Raw genomic sequence first — 19,101 nt, forward strand, 5'->3', positions numbered from 1 at the left:
TCTTCTGACATGAAGAAGGGCAGAGCGTCATCGCTCTGCCCCTTTGTTGTGTGGGCCGACCGCGATCAGTGCATGAAGCCGCGGTGGTTGTTGCCGCCGTTACCGCCCGGGCTCTGGTTCATCGACTGCCGGAAGTTGTTGTTGCCGCTATTGTTGACGATCCGGTTGGTCGTGTTGAACTGCGGGCGGGTGTTGTTCTGCACCTGCACCTTGCTCACCGGGTTGTTGTTGATCTTCGCGCCGTTGTCGATGCGGATCGGGTTGTTCTGGGTCTGAACCTTGACGGGCTTCGCATCGATGGTCGTACCGCCCTTGCCGACATTCACCGGCATGCTCACGATCTTGCCAGGAGTGCCATTGGTCGTGCCATTGGTCGTGCCGTTAGCAGTACCGTTCGGCGTCTTGTTGGTCGCAGGCAGCGTCACGATCTTGCCGATGCCGCCATTGTTGTTGGTGGTGTTGGTCGGCGCGGGCAGGGTGACGATCTTGCCCGGGGTCTGCGACGGCGTGCCGTTCTGCTGGTTGGGCTGGTTGTTGCCCGCCGGCAGGTTGACGATCTGGCCGCCATTGCCGAGCTTGCCGATGCCGTTGTTGTCGCCCGACTTCTGCACGATCGGCAAATTGCCGTTCACTTGCGCGCCGCCATTACCCTGCTGCAGCGGCATGTATTTGGGCTGGCCGAGATTGCCGATCTTGAAGGTCGGGGCGATATTCTGCGGCGCCAGGAACTTGGTCGCCTGCATCAAGGGGATCTGCTTCGGCTGCATCTGGAGCTTCAGCGCGACCTGCGCATAGGGCGTGTTGCCGTAGCTGTCGTAGAAGTTCTTGTAGGCGACCGGCGAGTTCGCGAGCACCGTCTTGTGCCAGGCCTGCGTGAGCAGCAGGTTGTTGAGCAGCCAGCGGACGTGATCGCACAGCGGGTCGTGCGGATACATCGTGATGAACTCCTGATAGTACTCCGGGCGGGCTTCGGACACGACGTAGTCATAGGCCTGGCGGGTCGAGCGGCTCGGCAGGTTGGAGGCCATCTGCACCACAGGCGCATTCACCGGCGCGCGGTTGGCGGCAACGGCGGTGTCGCCGAAGAAGGTGAAGTCGGACGTCAGCGACGAGCTCTCCCACGGGATCTGCGCGCCGCTGGTAGTCTGGTTCACTTCGAGGCGCACGCGCTTGAAGAGCTGCTCGATTGGCACGTTGGGCTCGCGCGCGACGTTCAGGAAGGCCTGCGTGTAGGGGCTGTGGCCGCCGGTGCCGTCCTGCGCTTCCGCGCCCGGCGCGGTCGAGTAACCGACGATCGAACCGTTCGGGGCATCGACGATGGCCAAGCCACGGCCGGCATCATTCACGTTCGGGAACGGGTTGTTGCGGCAGGCATCGAGGATGACGATGCGCATGCGGCTCGGGATCGTCTCCAGCGTCGACATCACGTCGACCAGGCGGACGGAGTTGTTGACGAGCTCGGTCTGGCTCGAGACCTTGGCGTCGACGGGAACGAGGTAATTCTCGCCGGCGAGCTGCACGCCGTGACCGGCGTAGTAGACCATCGCCACCGTGTTCGGACCGCGCGCCGACACTTTGGCGGAGAAGTCCTGCACCACGCGAAGCATGTCGTTCTGGGTCAGGTCGGTCGCGGCGACCACTTCGAACCCGGCCGAATTCAGGAATTTCGCCATGGACTCCGCGTCATTGTCGGGGTTGGCGAGCTGCGGCGCGTTCTGGTAGTTCGAATTGCCGATCACCAGCGCCACGCGCTGTTCCGGGCCTTGCAGCGCGGTGGGGGCCGGCTCGACCGGAGCGACTTGCGCGGAAACAGGGCCGCAGGCGAAGCCGAACAGGCTTCCCAGCAGGCTGGCCGTCATCAGGAAAGGTTTTAGGCGGAACATGGCGTGCTCCTTTGGCACTGATCTCGATACGAGATTGGTTGCCCGGGAGCTTGGCCGCGTTCGAGTTTGAGGTCCGTGATCGCCATCACCATGGTAGGTTGCGTGATCTGAATCACGCTTGGAACCCGCCGGGGTGGGTGCACGATGGGAGGACAGTCGTCACATGCTGAAATCGATCGATCCGATCCTCACGCCCGACCTGCTCTGGCTGCTGGCTTCGATGGGCCATGGCGACGACCTCGTTTTCGTCGATGCCAACCACCCGGCGGCACGCATCGCGCAGAGCACGCACTCGCGGCGCCTGATCCAGTTGCCGGGCATGAGCATGGAGACCGCGATCCGCGCCATCATATCGGTCTATCCGCTCGACGATTTCGATCCCGATCCGGTGCGCGTGATGATGCCGGTCGACGATCCCGATCGCGTCCCCGACGTGCAGCGCGCGGTGCTCGCCGAGATCGAACGCGCCGCCGGCCGGCCGGTCACGCCCGGAAAACTCTCCCGGCCGGATTTTTATCGCGCGGCGGCGGCGAGCTTTGGCGTCGTGCAGGTCGGCGACAGCAGCAGTTACGGATGCTTCCTGATCAGGAAGGGTGTGATCAGCTAGAAGCGCACGATCGAACGATGCGAGACTGCGTCACGCGTGCTCGAACGGTCCGACCTCGCGGATCACCTTGCAGATCTGCAGGAAGCCGCTGGCGTAGAACTCGGCATGTCCCCGCTTCATCGTCTCGACATGTTCGGGGTGGGTGCGCCAGGCTTCGAGCGCTTCCTCCGAGGCAAAACGGAACACGGTGAGCTCCTCGCCGTCGTCGGCTTTGAACGACTTGACCGACAGAAAGCCGGGAAGACGGCTGACGATGTCGTACATGCGCTCGCCGAGTCGGTCGTGTTCGTCGACAGAGGCGCCGTCACGCAATTGCAGATCGCCAATGACAATCACTTCACCAATCATATTTCCTTGACCCTCGGTGGTGGATTTCCGTTCTCGATCTCTTCGGTTTCGGGATGGGCTTTGTTACATCGCCCACCCGAATTTGAATGGCCTGCCGGCATCCGACTGTTTATGGTCGGTCCATGTCGCGCCTTATGTGTCTATCTGTCGCTATTGTCCTGTCGCTGCTGCCGGCTGTCGCGCCGGCTGCTTCGATCCAAAAGCGTCCCAAGCAAGCCTGGCATGGCTATGGCTTCCTGCCCGGCTATCGCCAGCCGCTGAGCAACAGCATTCCGCTCTACAAGCAGAAGGAAGCGATGCGGCGGATGTCGCCTAGCGACCGGCGCCATTGGTACATCGATCCGGTCCCGCAATATTACGGCTGGGATGGTGAGTGGCGCTATTTCGGCCGGCCCGGCTTCGGCGGCGGCCGCTACAATGGCGGCAGTTTTGGGCCATGCTGGACGCGGACGCCGATCGGTGCGGTGTGGAATTGCGGATGATGGGCTGAGCGCGCGGCGGCTAAGGGAAGCTACGGACGACCTCGATCAGGCCGACGATTGCGGCATTGAAGGCATCCATGTCTTCGGCCGGAATCCAGTACTCCAGATGTGAGCGGCCGCCCGCCTCCTGCACGTCGTACTTCGCGATAAAGCTGCGCTCGACAGCAAAGCGCGTCACGAAGCCCGCGCCGCTCGCTGGCACATTCCAGTCGCGCGCGATCTTGATGGCGTAGTCTTCCGTCAAGACTGGATAGAAGATCGGCTGGTCGGGCAAGCGCGGCGGAAACGCGCGCATGCCCGTTTGCTGGATCAGTTCCAGCTCTTTCGGACCGACGGGACGCCAGAGGGTGAGGGTGTCTGCGGTTGAGGAGATGGTTGCCCCCTTACGAGAAGAACGCGATCTTCTCGGCCTGGGTCATGCGGCGGATGGGCGCCATGGGGTCGTTTGCGGCGGCGCGGGGTTTTTGCAGGATGCCGCTGGCGAGGATGGTGGCGCCGAGCGAGGCTTCCGGAACCGGCGAGGGCATCGGCAGCGTCGTGGCCTGCGCCGCGCCGAATGTCGCGGTGGCGGCCATCACCGGCGCCGGCTGCTCCATCACTTCGGCGGCGGCTTCCGCAATGGCGTTGGTGAGGCGCGCTAGCGATTCCATCGCGATCGGCGCTTCCTCTACAGGCTCCTCCACGATCGCTGCGGCGGCGACTGGCTCGGGTGCGATCGGCTCCGGTATCTCGGCTGCGATGGGCGCTGCGGCCTCCGCAACCGCCGGCTCCGTATTGGTCGCTTCCATCTCGACCGGTTCGATGATCTCGTCGAATTCCGGATCTGGCGCGGCCATCTCCAGCGCGATGGCCTCGAGGATGGCTTCGTCCTCGGCTTCGGCGGCGGCATTGAGCGAAAATTCGTCCGTCACCTCCGCGAAGGCCTCAGTGGCCGGCTCTTCAAAAGCGATGTCTTCAGGCGCGATCCGGCTCTCGGCGAGGGTCGCCTGCTCGGCAATAGAGAAGGCGTCAGCGACGCCAGCCGTCTCCACGGCTGCTTCGGGCTCGATCGCCTCTACGATGTCCTGCGGCGCCTCCGCAAAAGCCACGGCTGCTTCGCTGGCCATCGCCGCAGGCACGGCCTCCGCAGGCGGAGCTTCCGCAACGGGCGAGGGTGCCTCCTGCACCGGAGCCGGCGAGGGGCGCGCGGGCTGCGGCGTTGCGTCGGCGTCGGTCTGGTCGATCCGCTCCTTGAGCAGATCGAATGCGGCCTTGAGGTCGGCGCGGGGGTCGATGGTCAAAACCTGCGCGCAGGCCGCCTCGATGGAGGCGAGCTGCGAATCAATCAGGTCGCAGATTCGCCCGTCGGCGCCGATCTCGCGCCAGCGCCAGGAGATCTCCTTGATGATGCGCAGGCCGCGCGGGATCGGCGCGAGGCTCGCCTCGATCGCCCCGGGATCGAACGCCGCGATCGCGATCGTCTCGGCTTCGCGCATCGCGTGCCGGATCGCGACCAGCGCCTCGGGCAGCCGATCCTCGACGACGGGTTGGCGCTGTGCCGCAAGGGTTTCTTCGATTTTCGCGACCGCGTCGAGCACCATGCGGGTATCCGCATTGCGGTTTCGCTTGGCATATTCGCCAAGGAACCAGCGGCCGCGCGCGGTCTCCATGAAGGCTTCGCGGATCGCGTCGTAATCCTGCTCGTTCGGCTCGGCCGCACGGGCAGACATAGGCGAGAGGGCGAATGCTTCGTTGGCCATGTCAATCTCGTCGCGCAAATCAGTACGCGTTACTGTAACGATCACCACGATATCGGCCGAATCGCAATTGGTTTGATGGCAAGCGAATCACAAATCCCCATCGCAGCATCTCGGAAGCGGCGATTCGCCGTCAGCCTCGCGCTGTTCTATTCGGCGGTGTTCGCGGTGTCGGGAACGCATCTGCCGTTCTTTCCCGTATGGCTGAAGGCGATCGGTATCGACGCGGCCTGGATCGGCCTCATCAACGCGCTGCCGGCGATGACGCGCTTCACCACGCTGCCGCAGATCACCGCCCTTGCCGAAAAGCGACATGCGATTCGCGCCGGCATGATGATCTCCGTGCTGGCGACGGCGATTGGGTTCACGGCAGTCGGCTTGCAGCAGCAGCCGCTGGCGCTGTTCCTGATCTATGCGCTGACCTGCATGATGTGGACGCCGACCATGCCGCTAACCGACGCCTATGCGCTGCGTGGCGTCGCCCGCTACGGGCTCGATTACGGGCCGGTGCGGCTGTGGGGTTCGGCAGCCTTCGCGGCCGGCTCGCTCGCCTGCGGCTATCTCGTGGACCATATCGCGGCGCGCGATCTGATCTGGATCATCGTCGCCTGGGCTGTTGTTGCGGTCGCCGCCGGCATGCTGCTTCAGCCGCTCGACGATGTCAGGCGAAGAACGACAGTGGCGCATGCCGGCAAGGCGCTGCTGCGCGATGCCGGCTTCTGGGCCATCATCGTTTCGGCCGCGCTGATCCAGGGCAGTCATGTCGCGTATTATACGTTCTCGGCCATCAACTGGCAGGCCCAAGGCCTCGGCGGGCTGACGATCGCGGGGCTCTGGACGTTAGGGGTGATCGCCGAAATCGTTGTCTTTGCGCTGTCGCCGCGCTTCTCGCTGCATCCGTCCGCGCTCATGGCGATCGGAGGCGCGAGCGCGGTCGTGCGCTGGGTCGTCACCGCGCATGATCCGCCGCTCGCGCTATTGGCGATCGTGCAGCTCGGCCACGGCCTGACCTTCGGGATGACCATTCTCGGCACCATGAGCCTGTTGGTGCAGCGCGTGCCGTCGCATCAGATCGCGCGGGGGCAGGGCTACTACGCCGCGTGCAACGGCCTGCTGGGTGCGACCACCTCGATCGCGTCAGGCGCGATCTACGCCCGCATCGGCGACGGCCTGTATTACGTCATGGCGGCGATGGCCGCCGGCGGCTCGCTTCTGATCTGGTCGGCGCGGCACCGGCTGAAAGCTCAGCCCCAGAGCGACGAGTCCGGCGGATAGACCAGGCTGTCATCATAACGCAGGCCATGATCGCGGTCGTGCGCCAGCAGCAGCGGGCCGTCGAGATCGACGAAGCGCGCTTGCGGCGTCACCAGCATTGCCGGCGCCATCGACAGCGAGGTCGCGACCATGCAGCCGATCATGATCTCGAAGCCGAGCGCTTGCGCGGCGTCTGCCATGGCCAGCGCCTCGGTGAGGCCGCCGGTCTTGTCGAGCTTGATGTTCACGGCGTCGTAGCGCTCGCGCAAGGCTGCGAGCGAGTTGCGGTCGTGCACGCTTTCGTCGGCGCAGACCACGAGCGGTCGCTTGATCCGCGCCAGCGTGTCGTCTTTGCCGGCGGGTAACGGTTGCTCGACCAGGGTGACGCCGACGGCCTCGCAGGCGGCAAGATTGTGCTCCAGATTGGCCTCGGTCCAGGCCTCGTTGGCATCCACGATCAACTCGGATTCGGGCGCCGCCTCGCGCACCGCCGTGATCCGCTCCGGATCGCCGTCGCCGCCGAGCTTGATCTTGAGCAGCGGCCGGTGCGCCGCTTTGGCGGTCGCCGCCGCCATGGCCTCGGGCGTGCCCAGCGAGATCGTGTAGGCCGTGGTGCGCTCGCCCGGCGCCGGGCGGTCGAGCAGGCTCCAGGCCCGCAAGCCGGCCGTCTTGGCTTCCAGATCGATCAGGGCACAATCCAAGGCATTTCGGGCGGCCCCGGGCGGCATCGCGGCTTGCAGGGCCTGACGGCTGAGGCCGCGGGCTACGGCCGCCTGCATGGCCTGGATGGCGGCAAGGGTCGCCTCGGGCGTCTCGCCATAGCGGGAATAGGGCACGCATTCGCCGCGGCCGGTCAGGCCGTCCCGGCTGACCTCTGCCACGACCGTCACGGCCTCGGTCTTGGCGCCCCGGCTGATGGTGAAACTGCCCGCGATGGGAAAGCGCTCGATTCGCGCGGCGAGGGCAGGAACTTTGCTGGAAGTCATTTTGAACTCTGGCGAAATCTGAACCTGCTGGTTACCTCTAGCAACTAAGGTTAACCAGTTGGGGATACCTTCTCTGGGTAAGGGCGCGTGCGCAACCATCTGATTTCATCCGTTTCTCGCGCCCCGGCACGGGAGCGGACATCTTGAACGGCGATCCGAAGCTGGAACGGATTGCGAAGGGCAATGCGCTGGCACTCTGCGCCACCGGAACCTGGACCGCGAGCTTCGCGCCGCTCCTGGAGCGGATGGTGGCTGACGCCGAGAAGCTCGCCGGCGGCCCACAAAGCATCTTCATCGACGTTTCCGAGGTCTCCAAGCTCGACACCTTTGGTGCCTGGCTGATCGAGCGGCTGCGCCGCAGCCTGACGCAGGGCGCCGTCGAGGCGCAGATCGCCGGCCTCTCCGCCAATTATTCGAGCCTCGTGGACGAGGTGCGGCGGGTCAGGGCGACGCCCGTCATCAACGCCAGCACGATCACCATCACCGGCATGCTGGAGCAGATCGGCCGGGCCGTGGCCGGTGTTGCCGGCACGGTCGCAGGCCTGATCGACATGCTCGGCGCGGTGCTCGCGGCGGTCGCGCGCACCCTGATTCATCCGCGCTCGTTCCGCCTGACCTCGACCGTGCATCATCTCGAGCAGGTCTGCTGGCGCGCCGTGCCGATCGTGGTGCTGATCACCTTCCTGATCGGCTGCATCATCGCCCAGCAGGGCATCTTTCATTTCCGCAGGTTCGGCGCCGACCTGTTCGTCGTCGACATGCTCGGCGTGCTGGTGCTGCGCGAGATCGGCGTGCTGCTGGTCGCGATCATGGTCGCGGGCCGCTCGGGCAGCGCCTACACCGCCGAACTCGGCTCGATGAAGATGCGCGAGGAGATCGACGCTCTGCGCACCATGGGTTTCGATCCGATCGAGGTGCTGGTGCTGCCGCGCATGCTCGCGCTCGTTCTCGCGCTGCCGATCCTGGCCTTTCTCGGCGCGATGGCTGCGCTCTATGGCGGCGGCCTCGTCGCCTGGCTCTATGGGGGCGTGCAGCCGGAGGCTTTCCTGCTGCGGCTGCGCGACGCTATCTCGATCGACCATTTCATCGTTGGCATCGTCAAGGCACCTGTCATGGCCGCGGTGATCGGCATCGTCGCCTGCGTCGAGGGGCTCGCGGTGCAGGGCAGCGCGGAATCGCTCGGGCAGCACACGACGTCGTCTGTCGTGAAAGGCATTTTTTTCGTCATTGTCATGGACGGCGTGTTCGCCATCTTCTTCGCCGCGATCGGGATGTGACGATGGCTCCCGAAATTCAGAACCCGATCATTCGCGTCCGCGACATCACCGTGCAATTCGGCGCGACGCGCGTGCTCGACGGGCTGGACCTCGACGTCAGGCGCGGCGAGATTCTTGGCTTCGTCGGCCCTTCCGGCGCGGGCAAGTCCGTGCTGACACGCACGATCATCGGCCTCGTGCCGAAGGTCGCAGGCAGCATCGAGGTGTTCGGCGTCGACCTGGATGCCTCCAATACCTCGCAGCGTCGCAACGTGGAGCGGCGCTGGGGCGTGCTGTTTCAGCAGGGCGCGCTGTTCTCCTCGCTCACGGTGCGGCAGAACATCCAGTTTCCGATGCGCGAATATCTGCGGGTGTCGCAGCGGCTGATGGACGAGATCACCATCGCCAAGCTCACCATGGTGGGTCTCAAGCCTGAGGTCGCCGATCGCTTTCCCTCGGAACTGTCGGGCGGCATGATCAAGCGCGTGGCGCTGGCGCGCGCGCTGTCGCTCGACCCGGATCTCGTCTTCCTGGACGAGCCGACCTCGGGCCTGGACCCGATCGGCGCCGGCGACTTCGACGAGCTGGTCAGGACGCTGCAGCGGACTTTGGGGCTGACTGTTTTCATGGTAACCCACGACCTCGATAGCCTTTACACAGCATGTGACCGCATCGCCGTTTTAGGCAACGGTAAGATCATTGCGGCAGGGTCGATCGCCGACATGCAGGCCTCGCAGCATCCCTGGCTGAGGCAATATTTCCATGGCAAGCGCGCTCGCGCGGTGATGGGCTGAGGTGCCGGAGTAGCTGATGGAAACGCGCGCAAATTACGTGCTGATCGGGTCATTCACGCTGGCGGTGATCGCCGCCGCGATCGGCTTCGTGCTGTGGTTTCAGTCGTTGCACACGACCAAGCAGCGCAGCCCCCTGCGCGTCGTGTTCGAGGGCCCGGCTGCGGGCCTGCGCAACGGCGGCAGTGTCAATTTCAACGGTATCCGGGTGGGCGAGGTGGTCTCGGTGAAGCTCGACAACCCGCGGCGGGTTGTCGCACTCGCCATGGTCGAGAACAACGCCCCGATCCGCAAGGACACCCTGGTCGGCCTCGAATTCCAGGGCCTGACCGGCGTTGCCGCGATCTCGCTCAAGGGCGGCGAGGAGGCCGCGCCGTCGCCGCCGCTCGACGAGGACGGCATCCCCACGCTGACGGCCGATCCCAACAAGCTCCAGGACGTCACCGAGGCGATCCGCGGCACGCTCCAGAACATCAACAAGATCGTCGCCGACAATCAGGAGTCGGTGAAGAACTCGCTGAAGAATCTCGAGACCTTCACCAACTCGCTCGCCCGCAACTCGGAGAAGATCGACGGCGTGATGGCCAAGGTCGACGGCGTCATGCTCAAGGCCGACAGCCTCATGCTCGGCCTCAACACGCTGGCCGGCGGCAAGGACGGCGGCGAGCTGTTCCAGGCGGTGAAGTCGATCCGCGAACTGGCCGACGATTTCGACAAGCGCTCCGGCGCATTGATGACCGACGGCCGCCGCACGCTCGGCGACATCAGCCGCGCCGTCAACAATTTCGACCGCAATCCGACCCGCGTCCTGTTCGGCGCCAGCAACAACGCACCGGCGGCTGCGCCGCCACCGCCGCCCGAGCCCCCGAAACCTGCGGCGACGCCGAGGCGGCAGTAGCGACGTTGCAGTAGTCTCTCTCCTCCGTCATCGCGAGCGAAGCGAAGCAATCCAGACTGCCTCGCAGAAGCAGTCTGGATTGCTTCGTCGCAAGAGCTCCTCGCAATGACGAGTAGAGGCGCAACGACGTTCCCAAAACAAAACGGAGCCCGCGAGGGCTCCGTTTTTCATTCGCTGTTCGCTATCGCTGCGAACCGCCTACCCCAGCCGGCCCGCTGCGTGCGCGAGCAGCGTGTACACCAGGCCCGTCTCGGAGGTCAGATGGTTGCGCAGCTCCTGCGGGCCGCGGCCGTCGCGGGCGACTTCGTCGAGCAGGCGTTCGAACTCGGCGACATAGCGGTCGACCGTGGTCTTGAAGTTGCGGTCGGAGCGATACTTGCGGGCGACCTCGTCAAAGGCCTTCTGGCCGGCGGGCGTGTAGAGGCGCTTGGTGAAGGCCTTGTTCTCGCCGCGCTGGTAGCGGTCCCACATCTCGGAGGCGAGGTTGCGGTCCATCAGCCGGCCGATGTCGAGCGACAAGGATTCCAGCGGATTGCCGCCACCTTGCGGAGCCTGCGGCTGCGGAGCCGGTGCAGCCTGGCGGCCGCGCTGCGGCTCACGTCCGGTAGGCGCACCCTGGTTGGCGTCCGTGCGGCTCAAGAGGTCCGACAGCCAGCCGTCACGGCCCTGGTCGTTGCCGGCCGGCGCCACCGGCGGCGCTTCGGTGCGGCGCGAGGAGGCCGGCATGCCGAGGTCCGGCGGCGGCAGCGTCGAGGCGCTGGCGCTCTCGCGCATGCGCGTCTCGGTGCTGCGCGCGCCGACGGCCGCCAGCATCGGCTCTTCCTGCCGCTGCACGCTGGCGCGGCCCGTCGTGGAGACGTCGAGACCACGGCCGTGCTGGGCCACGATGCGGTTGAGCTCGGCGAGGGCCTCGATCTGGTCGACGATCACCTTGCGCATCTGCGCAGTGCTCTCGGCGGCCTCCTGCGGCATCTCGAGCACGCCGCGGCGCAGCTCGTTGCGGGTGGCTTCGAGCTCGTTGTGCATCTCGAACGCCATCTGCTTCATGCTGGAGACGAGGTTGGTGAACTTCTCCGTCGACTGCTTGAACATCGCATCCGCCTCGTCGGTGGTCTGGCGGTAGATGTCGTGCATGGCCTCGACGGTCTGCCGGTGCTCCTCTTCGGAGGCCGACCGCACCGCCTCGAACTGGCGGGTGATCGCGGCGGAACCGGCGCCGGCGGTCTCGGCAACGACGCGGGCGATGTCGCGGGCACGCTCTTCGGCGGCCGCCAGCGATTCATCGAGCAGGCCGGTGAAGCGCGACAGGCGCTGGTCGAGATCGGCCGTGCGCAGGTCGATCGTGGTGACGAGCGATTCCAGCGCCTCCTTGCGTTCGGCGAGCGAGGCGGTGGTGTTCTTGTTGCTCTGCTCGACGACCTGCGCGGCCTCGACCAGTGCCTTGCCGTGCGCGTCGAACTGGGTCGACAGCTCGCCGAGATCCTGAAGTGCCCGCGTGGTCTTGCTGTTGAAGACGTTGAGCTGGTCTTCCAGGTTCTGCGTCGCAGCGCCGTTGCGCGATGTGACGTCGTTCATAGCCGAGACGAAGTCTGCGACGCGCGTCACCAGCGCCCGCTCGAGCGAGTTGAGGTTGTCGTGCGCACCGGTCAGCACCTCCTGGAGCAGGATGTTGCCTTCGCGCAGGCGCTCGAACAGGGCGACCGTGTCGGTTCGCAGGATCTTGCTGGTCTCCTGCATCTCGGTGACGGCCGCGATCGAGACCTGGCGCGACTGGTCGATTGCCGCGCGGGAGGCCTGCTCGAGGTCCTTGAGCGACTTGTTGACGGCACCCGTCGCCATCTCGCTCGCCGAGTTGATGGTCCGCGCCACCTCGGAGCCGTTGCCCATCATGGTCTGCGAGAACGCATGTCCGCGCGTCTCGATCGACTTCAGCGCGTCCGACGTGACGCGGTCGATGTCGAGCGTGAGCTGGCTCGTCTTGGAGCCGATCGCGTCCACGAGCGAGCCGCGCTTGGCGTCGATCATGTTGGCGAGACGGTCGGACTGCTGCTGCACGTAGGTGACGATCTCGTCGGTCTTGCCGGTCATGGCCTGGCCGAAGCTGCTGCTGGCGGCGAGCACCGAGCGCTCGACATCGGCCGAGCTCGACTTGACCCGCGAGCTCGCCTCGTTGGAAGCGTTGATCAACGCGTTCTGGGCGTTGAGCGCGCTGGTCTGGATGTCGTTGGTCGCGTTCGCGGTGGCCGTGCTCAGCGTACGCTCGATCTCGCTCGAGATCGTGCGGATCTGGCTTGCGGCATCAGCCGAAGTCGAGGTCAGCGAGGTCTGTGCCTCACGCGCGCTGTTGAGGATGGTCGAGGCGGTGTCGGCGCCGACCGAGGTCAGCGTGCGCTCGATGTCGATGGTCAGCGACTTGATCTGGCTTGCAGCGTCCGTCGAGGCGGAGATCAGCGTGCCCTGGGCTTCGCGTACGCCGCTCGTGAGCGCCTCGATGGTGGCGCCGCCGGCGGTCGCCAGCGCGCGCTGCATCTCGGCCGCCAGCGAACGGACCTGGCCGGTCTGTTCGGCGGAGACCGCCAGCAGGGTGCTCTGGGCATCGCGGGCGCTGGTCGTGATCGTCTCGGCGGTGGACTGGCCGACCTGCGAGAGCGAGCGATGCACTTCGGCGGCGAGAGACTTGACCTGGCTCGCCGCATCCGAGGACGCGTTGACGAGCGTGCTCTGGGCTTCGCGGGCGCCGGTCATGATGGTCTCTGCCGTCGCGGTGCCAGCCATCGAGAGCGAGCGCTGCACGTCCGAGGACAGCGCCTTGATCTGGTTGGCGGTCTCACTCGAGGCCGCGATCAGCGTGCTCTGCGCATCGCGGGCGCCGGCGGTGATCGATTCCGCCGTAGTGGTGCCGGCCATGGACAGCGAGCGCTGCACGTCGGCGGTGAGGGTCTTGACGTGGTTGGCCGCGTCCGAGGACGCCGTGACGAGCGTGGTCTGCACCTCGCGGGCACCGGCCAGGATCGAGGCGGCGGTCGCCGAGCCTGCCGACGACAGCGTGCGTTCGACGTCGGCCGCGAGCCCCTTGATCTGGTTGGAGGCATCGCCCGACGCGGCGACCAGCGTCGACTGCGCTTCGCGGGCGCTGGTCAGGATCGAGTTCGCGGCACCGGTGCCGACCGCGGTCAGCGCGCGCTCGACCTCGGCGGAGGTCATCTTGAGCTGGGCATTGACGTCGGAGGAAACCGTCATCAGCGACTGCTGCGCGGTGCGCGCACCGGTCTGGATGGTCTCGCTGGTGTTGACCACGAGGTTGGTGAGCGAGCGCTCGGCGTCCTCGACATGCGAGCGGATCGCGGTCGAGATCATCTCGGCGCGGGACATCATGTCCTCGCTGGCCTGGCGTCCGCTGCTCTCGATGCGGCCGGCGACGGCCTCGACGCGCGAGCCGAGCAGGTCCTCGAACTGCGCCACGCGCACGTCGATGTCGCTGGCCACCGAACCTACCTTGGTCTCGATGGCCTGCTGGATCTCCTGGAACCGCGCCGTGACCGTGTCGGTCAGGTGCATGCTGCGGCCGTCGATGATCTCGGTGACGCCGGTGATGCGGCGGTCGACCGCCTCGATCGCCTGCGCGGTGCCGTCCGTGAGCGTCGAGGTCAGGAGGGTGAGGCGGGTATCGATCGACTGCACGGCCTGCGAGGCGCCGTTCGTCACCGCGGTGGTCAGGTAGGTGAGGCGCGTGTCGATGGATTCGAGCGCCTGCGACGCGCCGCCGGTGAGGGTCGTCGTCAGATGCGTGAGGCGCGTGTCGATCGACTGGATGGTCTGCGATGCGCCATCGGTCAGCGAGGTCGTGAGGTGGGTGAGGCGGGAGTCGATCGACTGGATCGCCTGCGCGGCACCGTCGGTCAGCGACGAGGCGAGGGTGTTGAGCCGTCCATCGATGGTCTCGGTGACCGACTTCGCACGGGTATCGAACGACTGTTCGAGCGCGGCGACGCGGCCGACGAGCTGCTCGTCGAAGGTCTTGATGTGACCGTCGATCGTAGAATCGAGGCTGGAGATCTTGCCGTTCAGCGAGGCGTCGAGGTTGCTGACACGTTCGCCGATCGTGGTCTCGAACTGCACCAGGCGCTGGTCGAGCACAGCCGTGATCGCGCCGCCGTTGGAGGTGAAGCGGGTGTCGAAATTGTCGACATAGGTCTTCAGCGACTCATGGATGTCCTGCGTGCGCTGGCCCATCCGATCGACGATCTCGCCGCCGAAGGTCTTCACGGTGCGGTCGAACTCGGAGATGTGGCGGGTGATCAGCGCGCCCAGCGTGCCGGAGTCGCGGGCGAACTTCTCGACCAGCTCGGTGCCCTGGTTCTTCACCAGCTCGTCGAAGGCGCTCATCTGGAGCGAGAGCGAGTCGTGCGCGGTCTCGGTCTGGCTGACGACCTTGGCGACCAGCGTGTTGACAGTGGCGTCGAGCGCTTCGCTGGCCTTGTCGCCGGAGGTCATGATGTGGCCGGCGAGGCGGTTGCCGGCGTCGTCGATCTTGGCGGAGAGGTCGTTGGAGCGCAGCTCGAGCTCGAGCAGCAGCGAGTCCGACGAATTCTTCAGGCTGTCGTGCACCTGCTCGGTGCGCTCGGAGATGCCGTCAACGATCGCGGCGGAGCGCTGCTCGAACTCGCCGGTGATGCGGTCGATGCGCTCGTTGAGCATTTCGTGGACGCGGTCGGCGAGATCGACGAACTCGTCGTGAACGTGGCCGGTCTTGAAATTGAGGCTGGTGGTCAGCCGCTCGCTGGCGTCGAGCACGGCGCGCGTGGTCTCGTTGCTGGCCTCCTCGAGGCGGTCGAGCAGGTCGCCGCCGCGCTCGCCGAGCGCGAGGATCATGTTGTCGCCGGCGTTGCTGAGCGCACCGGTGATGTGGGCGCCGCGCTCTTCGAGCGCGCCGGTGATGGACTTGGCGACCTCGTCGACGCGCGAGGCGATCGCGTCCGAGATCAGCGCGATGTCATGGCGCAAATCGATCTGCACGCCGGAGATGGCGCTGCGGACCTGCTCGGCCTGGCCGACCAGATTGTCGCGCTGATGCGCGATGTCCTGGAGCAGGGCGCGGATCCGCACTTCGTTGTCGGAGTAGGCGCGTTCGAGCGCCGCGACCTCGTTGGCGACCAGCGTCTCGAGTTCGCCGGCGCGCGCGATGGCGCGCTCGATGCCGTCGCCCATCGCCGCAACCTCGCGGCGGATCGCCTGGCCGACGGTCACCATGGAATCCGAAGCCGAGCCTTCCGGCTCGGAGAAGCGGATCGCAACCTGGGCCATAGCCTGCGCGACCGAGCTCATTTGCTGGCCGCGCCAGACGAGGCTCGCCAGGAAGAAGAACAGCATGATCGGCGCGAAGAACATCGTGACGAGGCCGGCAATGGCCAACACGCCGCCGCTCTGGCCCATCGCCGCCTGGATCGAAGGCAGGAAGCCGACCGTCAGCGCGGCGCAGGCCGCCAGCCAGATGACGGTGAAGATTGTCGCGCCGGTGTAGATGTTGCGGGTCGGGCGTCCCGTCTGCAACGTCTGCAAGAGCTGGCCGATCGTCGCACGGTCGTCATTGGCGGCGCGGCGCGAGGAGCGCGGCTCCTCGACCTGGTCGAACATCGCGCGTTCGTTCGCGGCGGGGCGCGCGTCGAAGCTCGGTTCGTCGAACATCGGGGGAGCCGGTGGCGCGACGGGGGGCGACGTTTCGCTGCGCATCGATGCGTTGCGGCTGGTGTCCGCGGCCGTGTCGCTGATGTTCAGGGCTTCCTGGATTGCAGAAAGCGCATCTTCTGTGGGGTCTTTGACCTTTTTCGGAGTGTTTGCCATGTTCAGTCCGAGCCCTCGTTACTTGTACGCGTCCCCCCGCGAGCTCTGCGCGCTACGCAAGCCCACAGTCCGGATCATGCCGCTTGCGCGGATCTCCGAGCCATCCCCACCCGGACGGCTTGTCCGCCAATTTCTCCAACATCCTATTGGCAGAGCGTCGCGAATGAAATGCCCGCGATTAAGACATTCTTAATCATCGTTAACAGGAACGTGCCGTAAGGCCTTAGCAATAAATGCAATTCTCCACCGAACTCGGCGGATTGCGGCAACTTTTCGTCAATAAACAGGCAGATTTGCGTAAAACGGCCGGAACATTTCGTTAACCATTTCCGTGCTTGGGTGGAGGGAACTTGACCGCCAGACCGGCGGACATCGCGCGATGCCGGGGCCTGCGCCATGACGCCTGAACTGCAACGGATGGACTGGATGCCCTCGCCCCCGCTTGCACCCATCGACAGCCCGCTCGACCTCGATCATCTCTCCCGCATGACGCTCGGCGATTCCGAGCTGGAACAGGAAGTGCTGACGATGTTTGCCGAGCAGGCGGTGCGCCTGATCGCGGCAATGGCAGCGCTGCCGGCCGAGGCTGGCGCACTCGCCCATAAGCTCAAGGGCTCGGCGCGCGGGATCGGCGCCTTTGCGGTGGCGGATGCCGCAGCCAGCCTGGAGACTGCGATTCAGACCGGCCAGGGCCGGCCTCACGCCTTCGCCGCGCTGAAAGAGGCGGTGACCGAGGCGCGCGTCGCCATCGAGGCAATCCTCAACCCTTAGGGCGACAGGGCCAGACCCCTGCTCTAGTCTTTTGTTTTGACGGGTTTTCTTCCCGCGAAGCGGTATTCTCGACTTCAACAAAACGCTATGGCGCCGGGCTGACCGACCCGTTATAGGACAGCCCGGACCCTCCTTCATTCCCTAGATCGCGGCAGCACGAGCACACATGGCCAAAATTCACTTTGTCGATCACAAGGGCGAAACCCGTACGGTGGACGTCGAGAACGGCGCGACTGTGATGGAAGCCGCCATCCGCAACAGCATTCCCGGCATCGAGGCCGAATGCGGCGGCGCCTGCGCCTGCGCCACCTGCCATGTCTATGTCGACGAAGCGTGGCGCGAGAAGGTCGGCAGCCCGACGCCGATGGAAGAGGACATGCTCGACTTCGGCTTCGACGTGCGCCCGAACTCGCGCCTGTCCTGCCAGATCAAGGTCTCCGACGATCTCGACGGCCTCGTGGTGGCGACGCCGGAACGCCAAGCCTAACTCTCTTAGCTATTCATGTGATCGGCGGCGCGACCTCGATGCCGCGCTTGTGCCAGGGCCTGAGCTTCTCGAGCACTTCCGCCATCAGTGGCGTTGGCCGGCGCGACGCCTCGTCGATCATCACGGCGACCGATGTCGCCGATGCAATGCACTTCCCTTCCGAAAACACCACCTGCTCGAACGTGACCGACGTTCGTCCCAGCTTCGCGACGCCGAGGCCGAGCTCGATCGTGTTCGGCCAGTGCAGCTCCGCGCGAAAATGGATGTCGAGCCGCACCATGATCCAGGCAAGTCCGGGCGGCGTCAGGCCGTATTCCGGGAGCTTCATCAGCGTGACACGGCCGGTCTCGAAATAGGTGGCGTAGACCGCGTTGTTGACGTGCTGGTTGGGGTCGAGATCGCCGAAGCGGACGTTGTCGCTGAGGCGAAAAGGATAGTCCTCCAGGCGCGGCGTCGTATCGAGGCGGCTTGGTGCGTTCACCGATTGATCTCCGTCATATCGTTGCTCGTTACAGCCCAGTTATCCTGACCCGGCAAGTGGGCCCGGCTGCGGGGCGCTCCCGCTTTTATGCCTTCCCTGATCCATCCCCGTTGGCTAGACAGGCAGGGTCACCTCGGCCCACAGGGCGCCGTCCCACCGATATCGACCGATAAAGAGACGACATGAGCGACGCGATCAAAACCGATGTGCTGATTATTGGTGCCGGCCCCTGCGGTCTGTTCGCCGCCTTCGAACTGGGCCTTCTCGACATGAAGACGCATTTCGTCGACATCCTCGACAAGGTCGGCGGCCAGTGCGCAGAGCTCTATCCGGAAAAGCCGATCTACGACATTCCCGGCATTCCGCAGGTTTCGGGGCAGGGCCTCACCGACGCGCTGATGGAGCAGATCAAGCCGTTCCATCCGACCTTCCATCTCGGCGAGATGATCGAGACCGTGGAGAAGATCGGCGATCCCCTGTTCCGCTGCACCACGGACGCCGGCAAGGTGTTCGAATGCAAGGTGCTGGTGATCGCGGCCGGCGGCGGCTCGTTCCAGCCCAAGCGTCCACCGGTGCCGGGGATCGAAGCCTATGAAGGAAGCTCGGTGCACTACGCCGTGCGCAAGATGGAAACGTTCCGCGACAAGAACATGCTGATCGTGGGCGGCGGCGATTCCGCGCTCGACTGGACGCTCAATCTGCATCCGATCGCCAAGCGCATCACGCTCTTGCACCGTCGCGACGATTTTCGCGCCGCGCCCCACAGCGTGGAGCAGATGCGCGCGCTGGTCGCCGCCGGCAAGATGGATCTGCGCCTCGGCCAGGTCACCGCGCTGTCGGGCAGCGAGGGCAAGCTGAGCGGCGCCACCGTCAAGGGCAACGACAACAGCGTGACCGAAATCACCTGCGACACCATGCTGCCGTTCTTCGGCTTGACCATGAAGCTCGGTCCGGTGGCGAACTGGGGCATCGCGCTGGAGAACAATCTGGTGCCGGTCGAGACGTCCGCGTTCGAGACCAACGTGCCAGGCATCTTCGCGATCGGCGACATCAACACCTATCCCGGCAAGATCAAGCTGATCCTGTGCGGCTTCCACGAGGGCGCGCTGATGTCGCAAAAAGCCCATCGCTACGTCTATCCGGAGAAGCGGCTCGTGTTCCAGTACACGACCTCGTCCTCCAGCCTGCAAAAGAAGCTCGGCGTCAACTGACGGCGGCGGGCGATGCCCCATGTTTCTGGTGCTGGAACAGTTCGCGAAATCGCCGTAGTCTGCGGCCAT

Annotated in this window: 16 protein-coding genes; 9 read left to right on the plus strand and 7 right to left on the minus strand. The window is 65.4% G+C overall.

Features of this window, described 5'->3' with window-relative positions:
- Positions 1-65: 65 nt before the first annotated feature.
- Complete coding sequence (locus IVB41_RS27990; RefSeq protein WP_027566845.1) at positions 66-1,883, minus strand: caspase family protein; 1,818 nt, start codon at positions 1,881-1,883, stop codon at positions 66-68.
- A gap of 163 nt (positions 1,884-2,046) precedes the next feature.
- Here IVB41_RS27990 and IVB41_RS27995 point away from each other — a divergent pair, with 163 nt between their 5' ends.
- A complete protein-coding gene (locus IVB41_RS27995) occupies positions 2,047-2,490 on the plus strand; it encodes an RbsD/FucU family protein (protein ID WP_027566846.1) in 444 nt (147 codons plus the stop codon).
- A gap of 30 nt (positions 2,491-2,520) precedes the next feature.
- Here the strand turns inward: IVB41_RS27995 and IVB41_RS28000 are convergent, their stop codons facing one another.
- The gene (locus tag IVB41_RS28000; protein ID WP_027566847.1) at positions 2,521-2,838 is read right to left on the minus strand and encodes an antibiotic biosynthesis monooxygenase; all 318 of its coding nucleotides are present in this window, start codon (positions 2,836-2,838) and stop codon (positions 2,521-2,523) included.
- Positions 2,839-2,960: 122 nt separating this feature from the next.
- On the opposite strand from IVB41_RS28000, the gene IVB41_RS28005 reads away from it, so the two are divergent.
- A complete protein-coding gene (locus tag IVB41_RS28005; protein ID WP_007612410.1) occupies positions 2,961-3,320 on the plus strand; it encodes a hypothetical protein in 360 nt (119 codons plus the stop codon).
- 19 nt (positions 3,321-3,339) lie between these two features.
- Here IVB41_RS28005 and IVB41_RS28010 read toward each other — a convergent pair whose 3' ends face one another.
- Together IVB41_RS28010 and IVB41_RS28015 are read right to left on the minus strand one after the other, a co-directional pair.
- Positions 3,340-3,633 carry a hypothetical protein gene (locus tag IVB41_RS28010; RefSeq protein ID WP_197031122.1) on the minus strand — a complete coding sequence of 98 codons (294 nt, stop codon included), beginning with the start codon at positions 3,631-3,633 and terminating at the stop codon, positions 3,340-3,342.
- Between the two features lie 70 nt (positions 3,634-3,703).
- Positions 3,704-5,059, minus strand: coding sequence for a hypothetical protein (locus IVB41_RS28015; protein ID WP_247437284.1), 1,356 nt, complete (start codon positions 5,057-5,059; stop codon positions 3,704-3,706).
- A 75-nt stretch (positions 5,060-5,134) separates the two neighbouring features.
- Between IVB41_RS28015 and IVB41_RS28020 the strand changes: the two genes are divergently transcribed.
- Positions 5,135-6,331, plus strand: a complete 1,197-nt coding sequence (locus IVB41_RS28020; RefSeq protein ID WP_247437287.1) for a major facilitator superfamily domain-containing protein 6 — start codon at positions 5,135-5,137, stop codon at positions 6,329-6,331.
- Here the strand turns inward: IVB41_RS28020 and dgcA are convergent.
- On the minus strand, positions 6,301-7,296 hold the full coding sequence (gene dgcA / locus IVB41_RS28025; RefSeq protein ID WP_247437296.1) for an N-acetyl-D-Glu racemase DgcA: 996 nt from the start codon (positions 7,294-7,296) through the stop codon (positions 6,301-6,303). The two genes, IVB41_RS28020 and dgcA, sit on opposite strands and share 31 nt — an antisense overlap.
- 143 nt (positions 7,297-7,439) lie before the next feature.
- Between dgcA and IVB41_RS28030 the strand changes: the two genes are divergently transcribed.
- The 3 genes from IVB41_RS28030 to IVB41_RS28040 are packed head-to-tail and all read left to right on the plus strand — an operon-like array spanning position 7,440 to position 10,241.
- Positions 7,440-8,573 carry an ABC transporter permease gene (locus tag IVB41_RS28030; protein WP_247437298.1) on the plus strand — a complete coding sequence of 378 codons (1,134 nt, stop codon included), beginning with the start codon at positions 7,440-7,442 and terminating at the stop codon, positions 8,571-8,573.
- Positions 8,574-8,575: 2 nt separating this feature from the next.
- Positions 8,576-9,346: an ABC transporter ATP-binding protein gene (locus tag IVB41_RS28035; RefSeq protein ID WP_027518968.1), complete on the plus strand. Its 771-nt coding sequence runs from the start codon at positions 8,576-8,578 to the stop codon at positions 9,344-9,346.
- A 16-nt stretch (positions 9,347-9,362) separates the two neighbouring features.
- Positions 9,363-10,241, plus strand: a complete 879-nt coding sequence (locus tag IVB41_RS28040; RefSeq protein WP_247437309.1) for an MlaD family protein — start codon at positions 9,363-9,365, stop codon at positions 10,239-10,241.
- A gap of 198 nt (positions 10,242-10,439) precedes the next feature.
- On the opposite strand, the gene IVB41_RS28045 is transcribed toward IVB41_RS28040, so the two are convergent.
- Positions 10,440-16,082, minus strand: coding sequence for a negative regulator of septation ring formation (locus tag IVB41_RS28045; RefSeq protein WP_247437311.1), 5,643 nt, complete (start codon positions 16,080-16,082; stop codon positions 10,440-10,442).
- A 396-nt stretch (positions 16,083-16,478) separates the two neighbouring features.
- Between IVB41_RS28045 and IVB41_RS28050 the strand changes: the two genes are divergently transcribed.
- On the plus strand, positions 16,479-16,853 hold the full coding sequence (locus tag IVB41_RS28050; RefSeq protein WP_027566855.1) for an Hpt domain-containing protein: 375 nt from the start codon (positions 16,479-16,481) through the stop codon (positions 16,851-16,853).
- 166 nt (positions 16,854-17,019) lie between these two features.
- Positions 17,020-17,340 (plus strand): 2Fe-2S iron-sulfur cluster-binding protein, encoded by a 321-nt coding sequence (locus tag IVB41_RS28055; RefSeq protein WP_007602043.1) that lies wholly within the window; start codon positions 17,020-17,022, stop codon positions 17,338-17,340.
- A 13-nt stretch (positions 17,341-17,353) separates the two neighbouring features.
- Here IVB41_RS28055 and IVB41_RS28060 read toward each other — a convergent pair whose 3' ends face one another.
- Positions 17,354-17,821: a thioesterase family protein gene (locus IVB41_RS28060; protein WP_247437313.1), complete on the minus strand. Its 468-nt coding sequence runs from the start codon at positions 17,819-17,821 to the stop codon at positions 17,354-17,356.
- A gap of 182 nt (positions 17,822-18,003) precedes the next feature.
- Between IVB41_RS28060 and IVB41_RS28065 the strand changes: the two genes are divergently transcribed.
- A complete protein-coding gene (locus IVB41_RS28065) occupies positions 18,004-19,032 on the plus strand; it encodes an NAD(P)/FAD-dependent oxidoreductase (RefSeq protein WP_247437316.1) in 1,029 nt (342 codons plus the stop codon).
- The last annotated feature ends 69 nt before the right edge of the window (positions 19,033-19,101 follow it).

This window comes from Bradyrhizobium sp. 44, from assembly GCF_023073095.1.
In the GTDB taxonomy this organism is placed as follows: Bacteria; Pseudomonadota; Alphaproteobacteria; order Rhizobiales; family Xanthobacteraceae; genus Bradyrhizobium.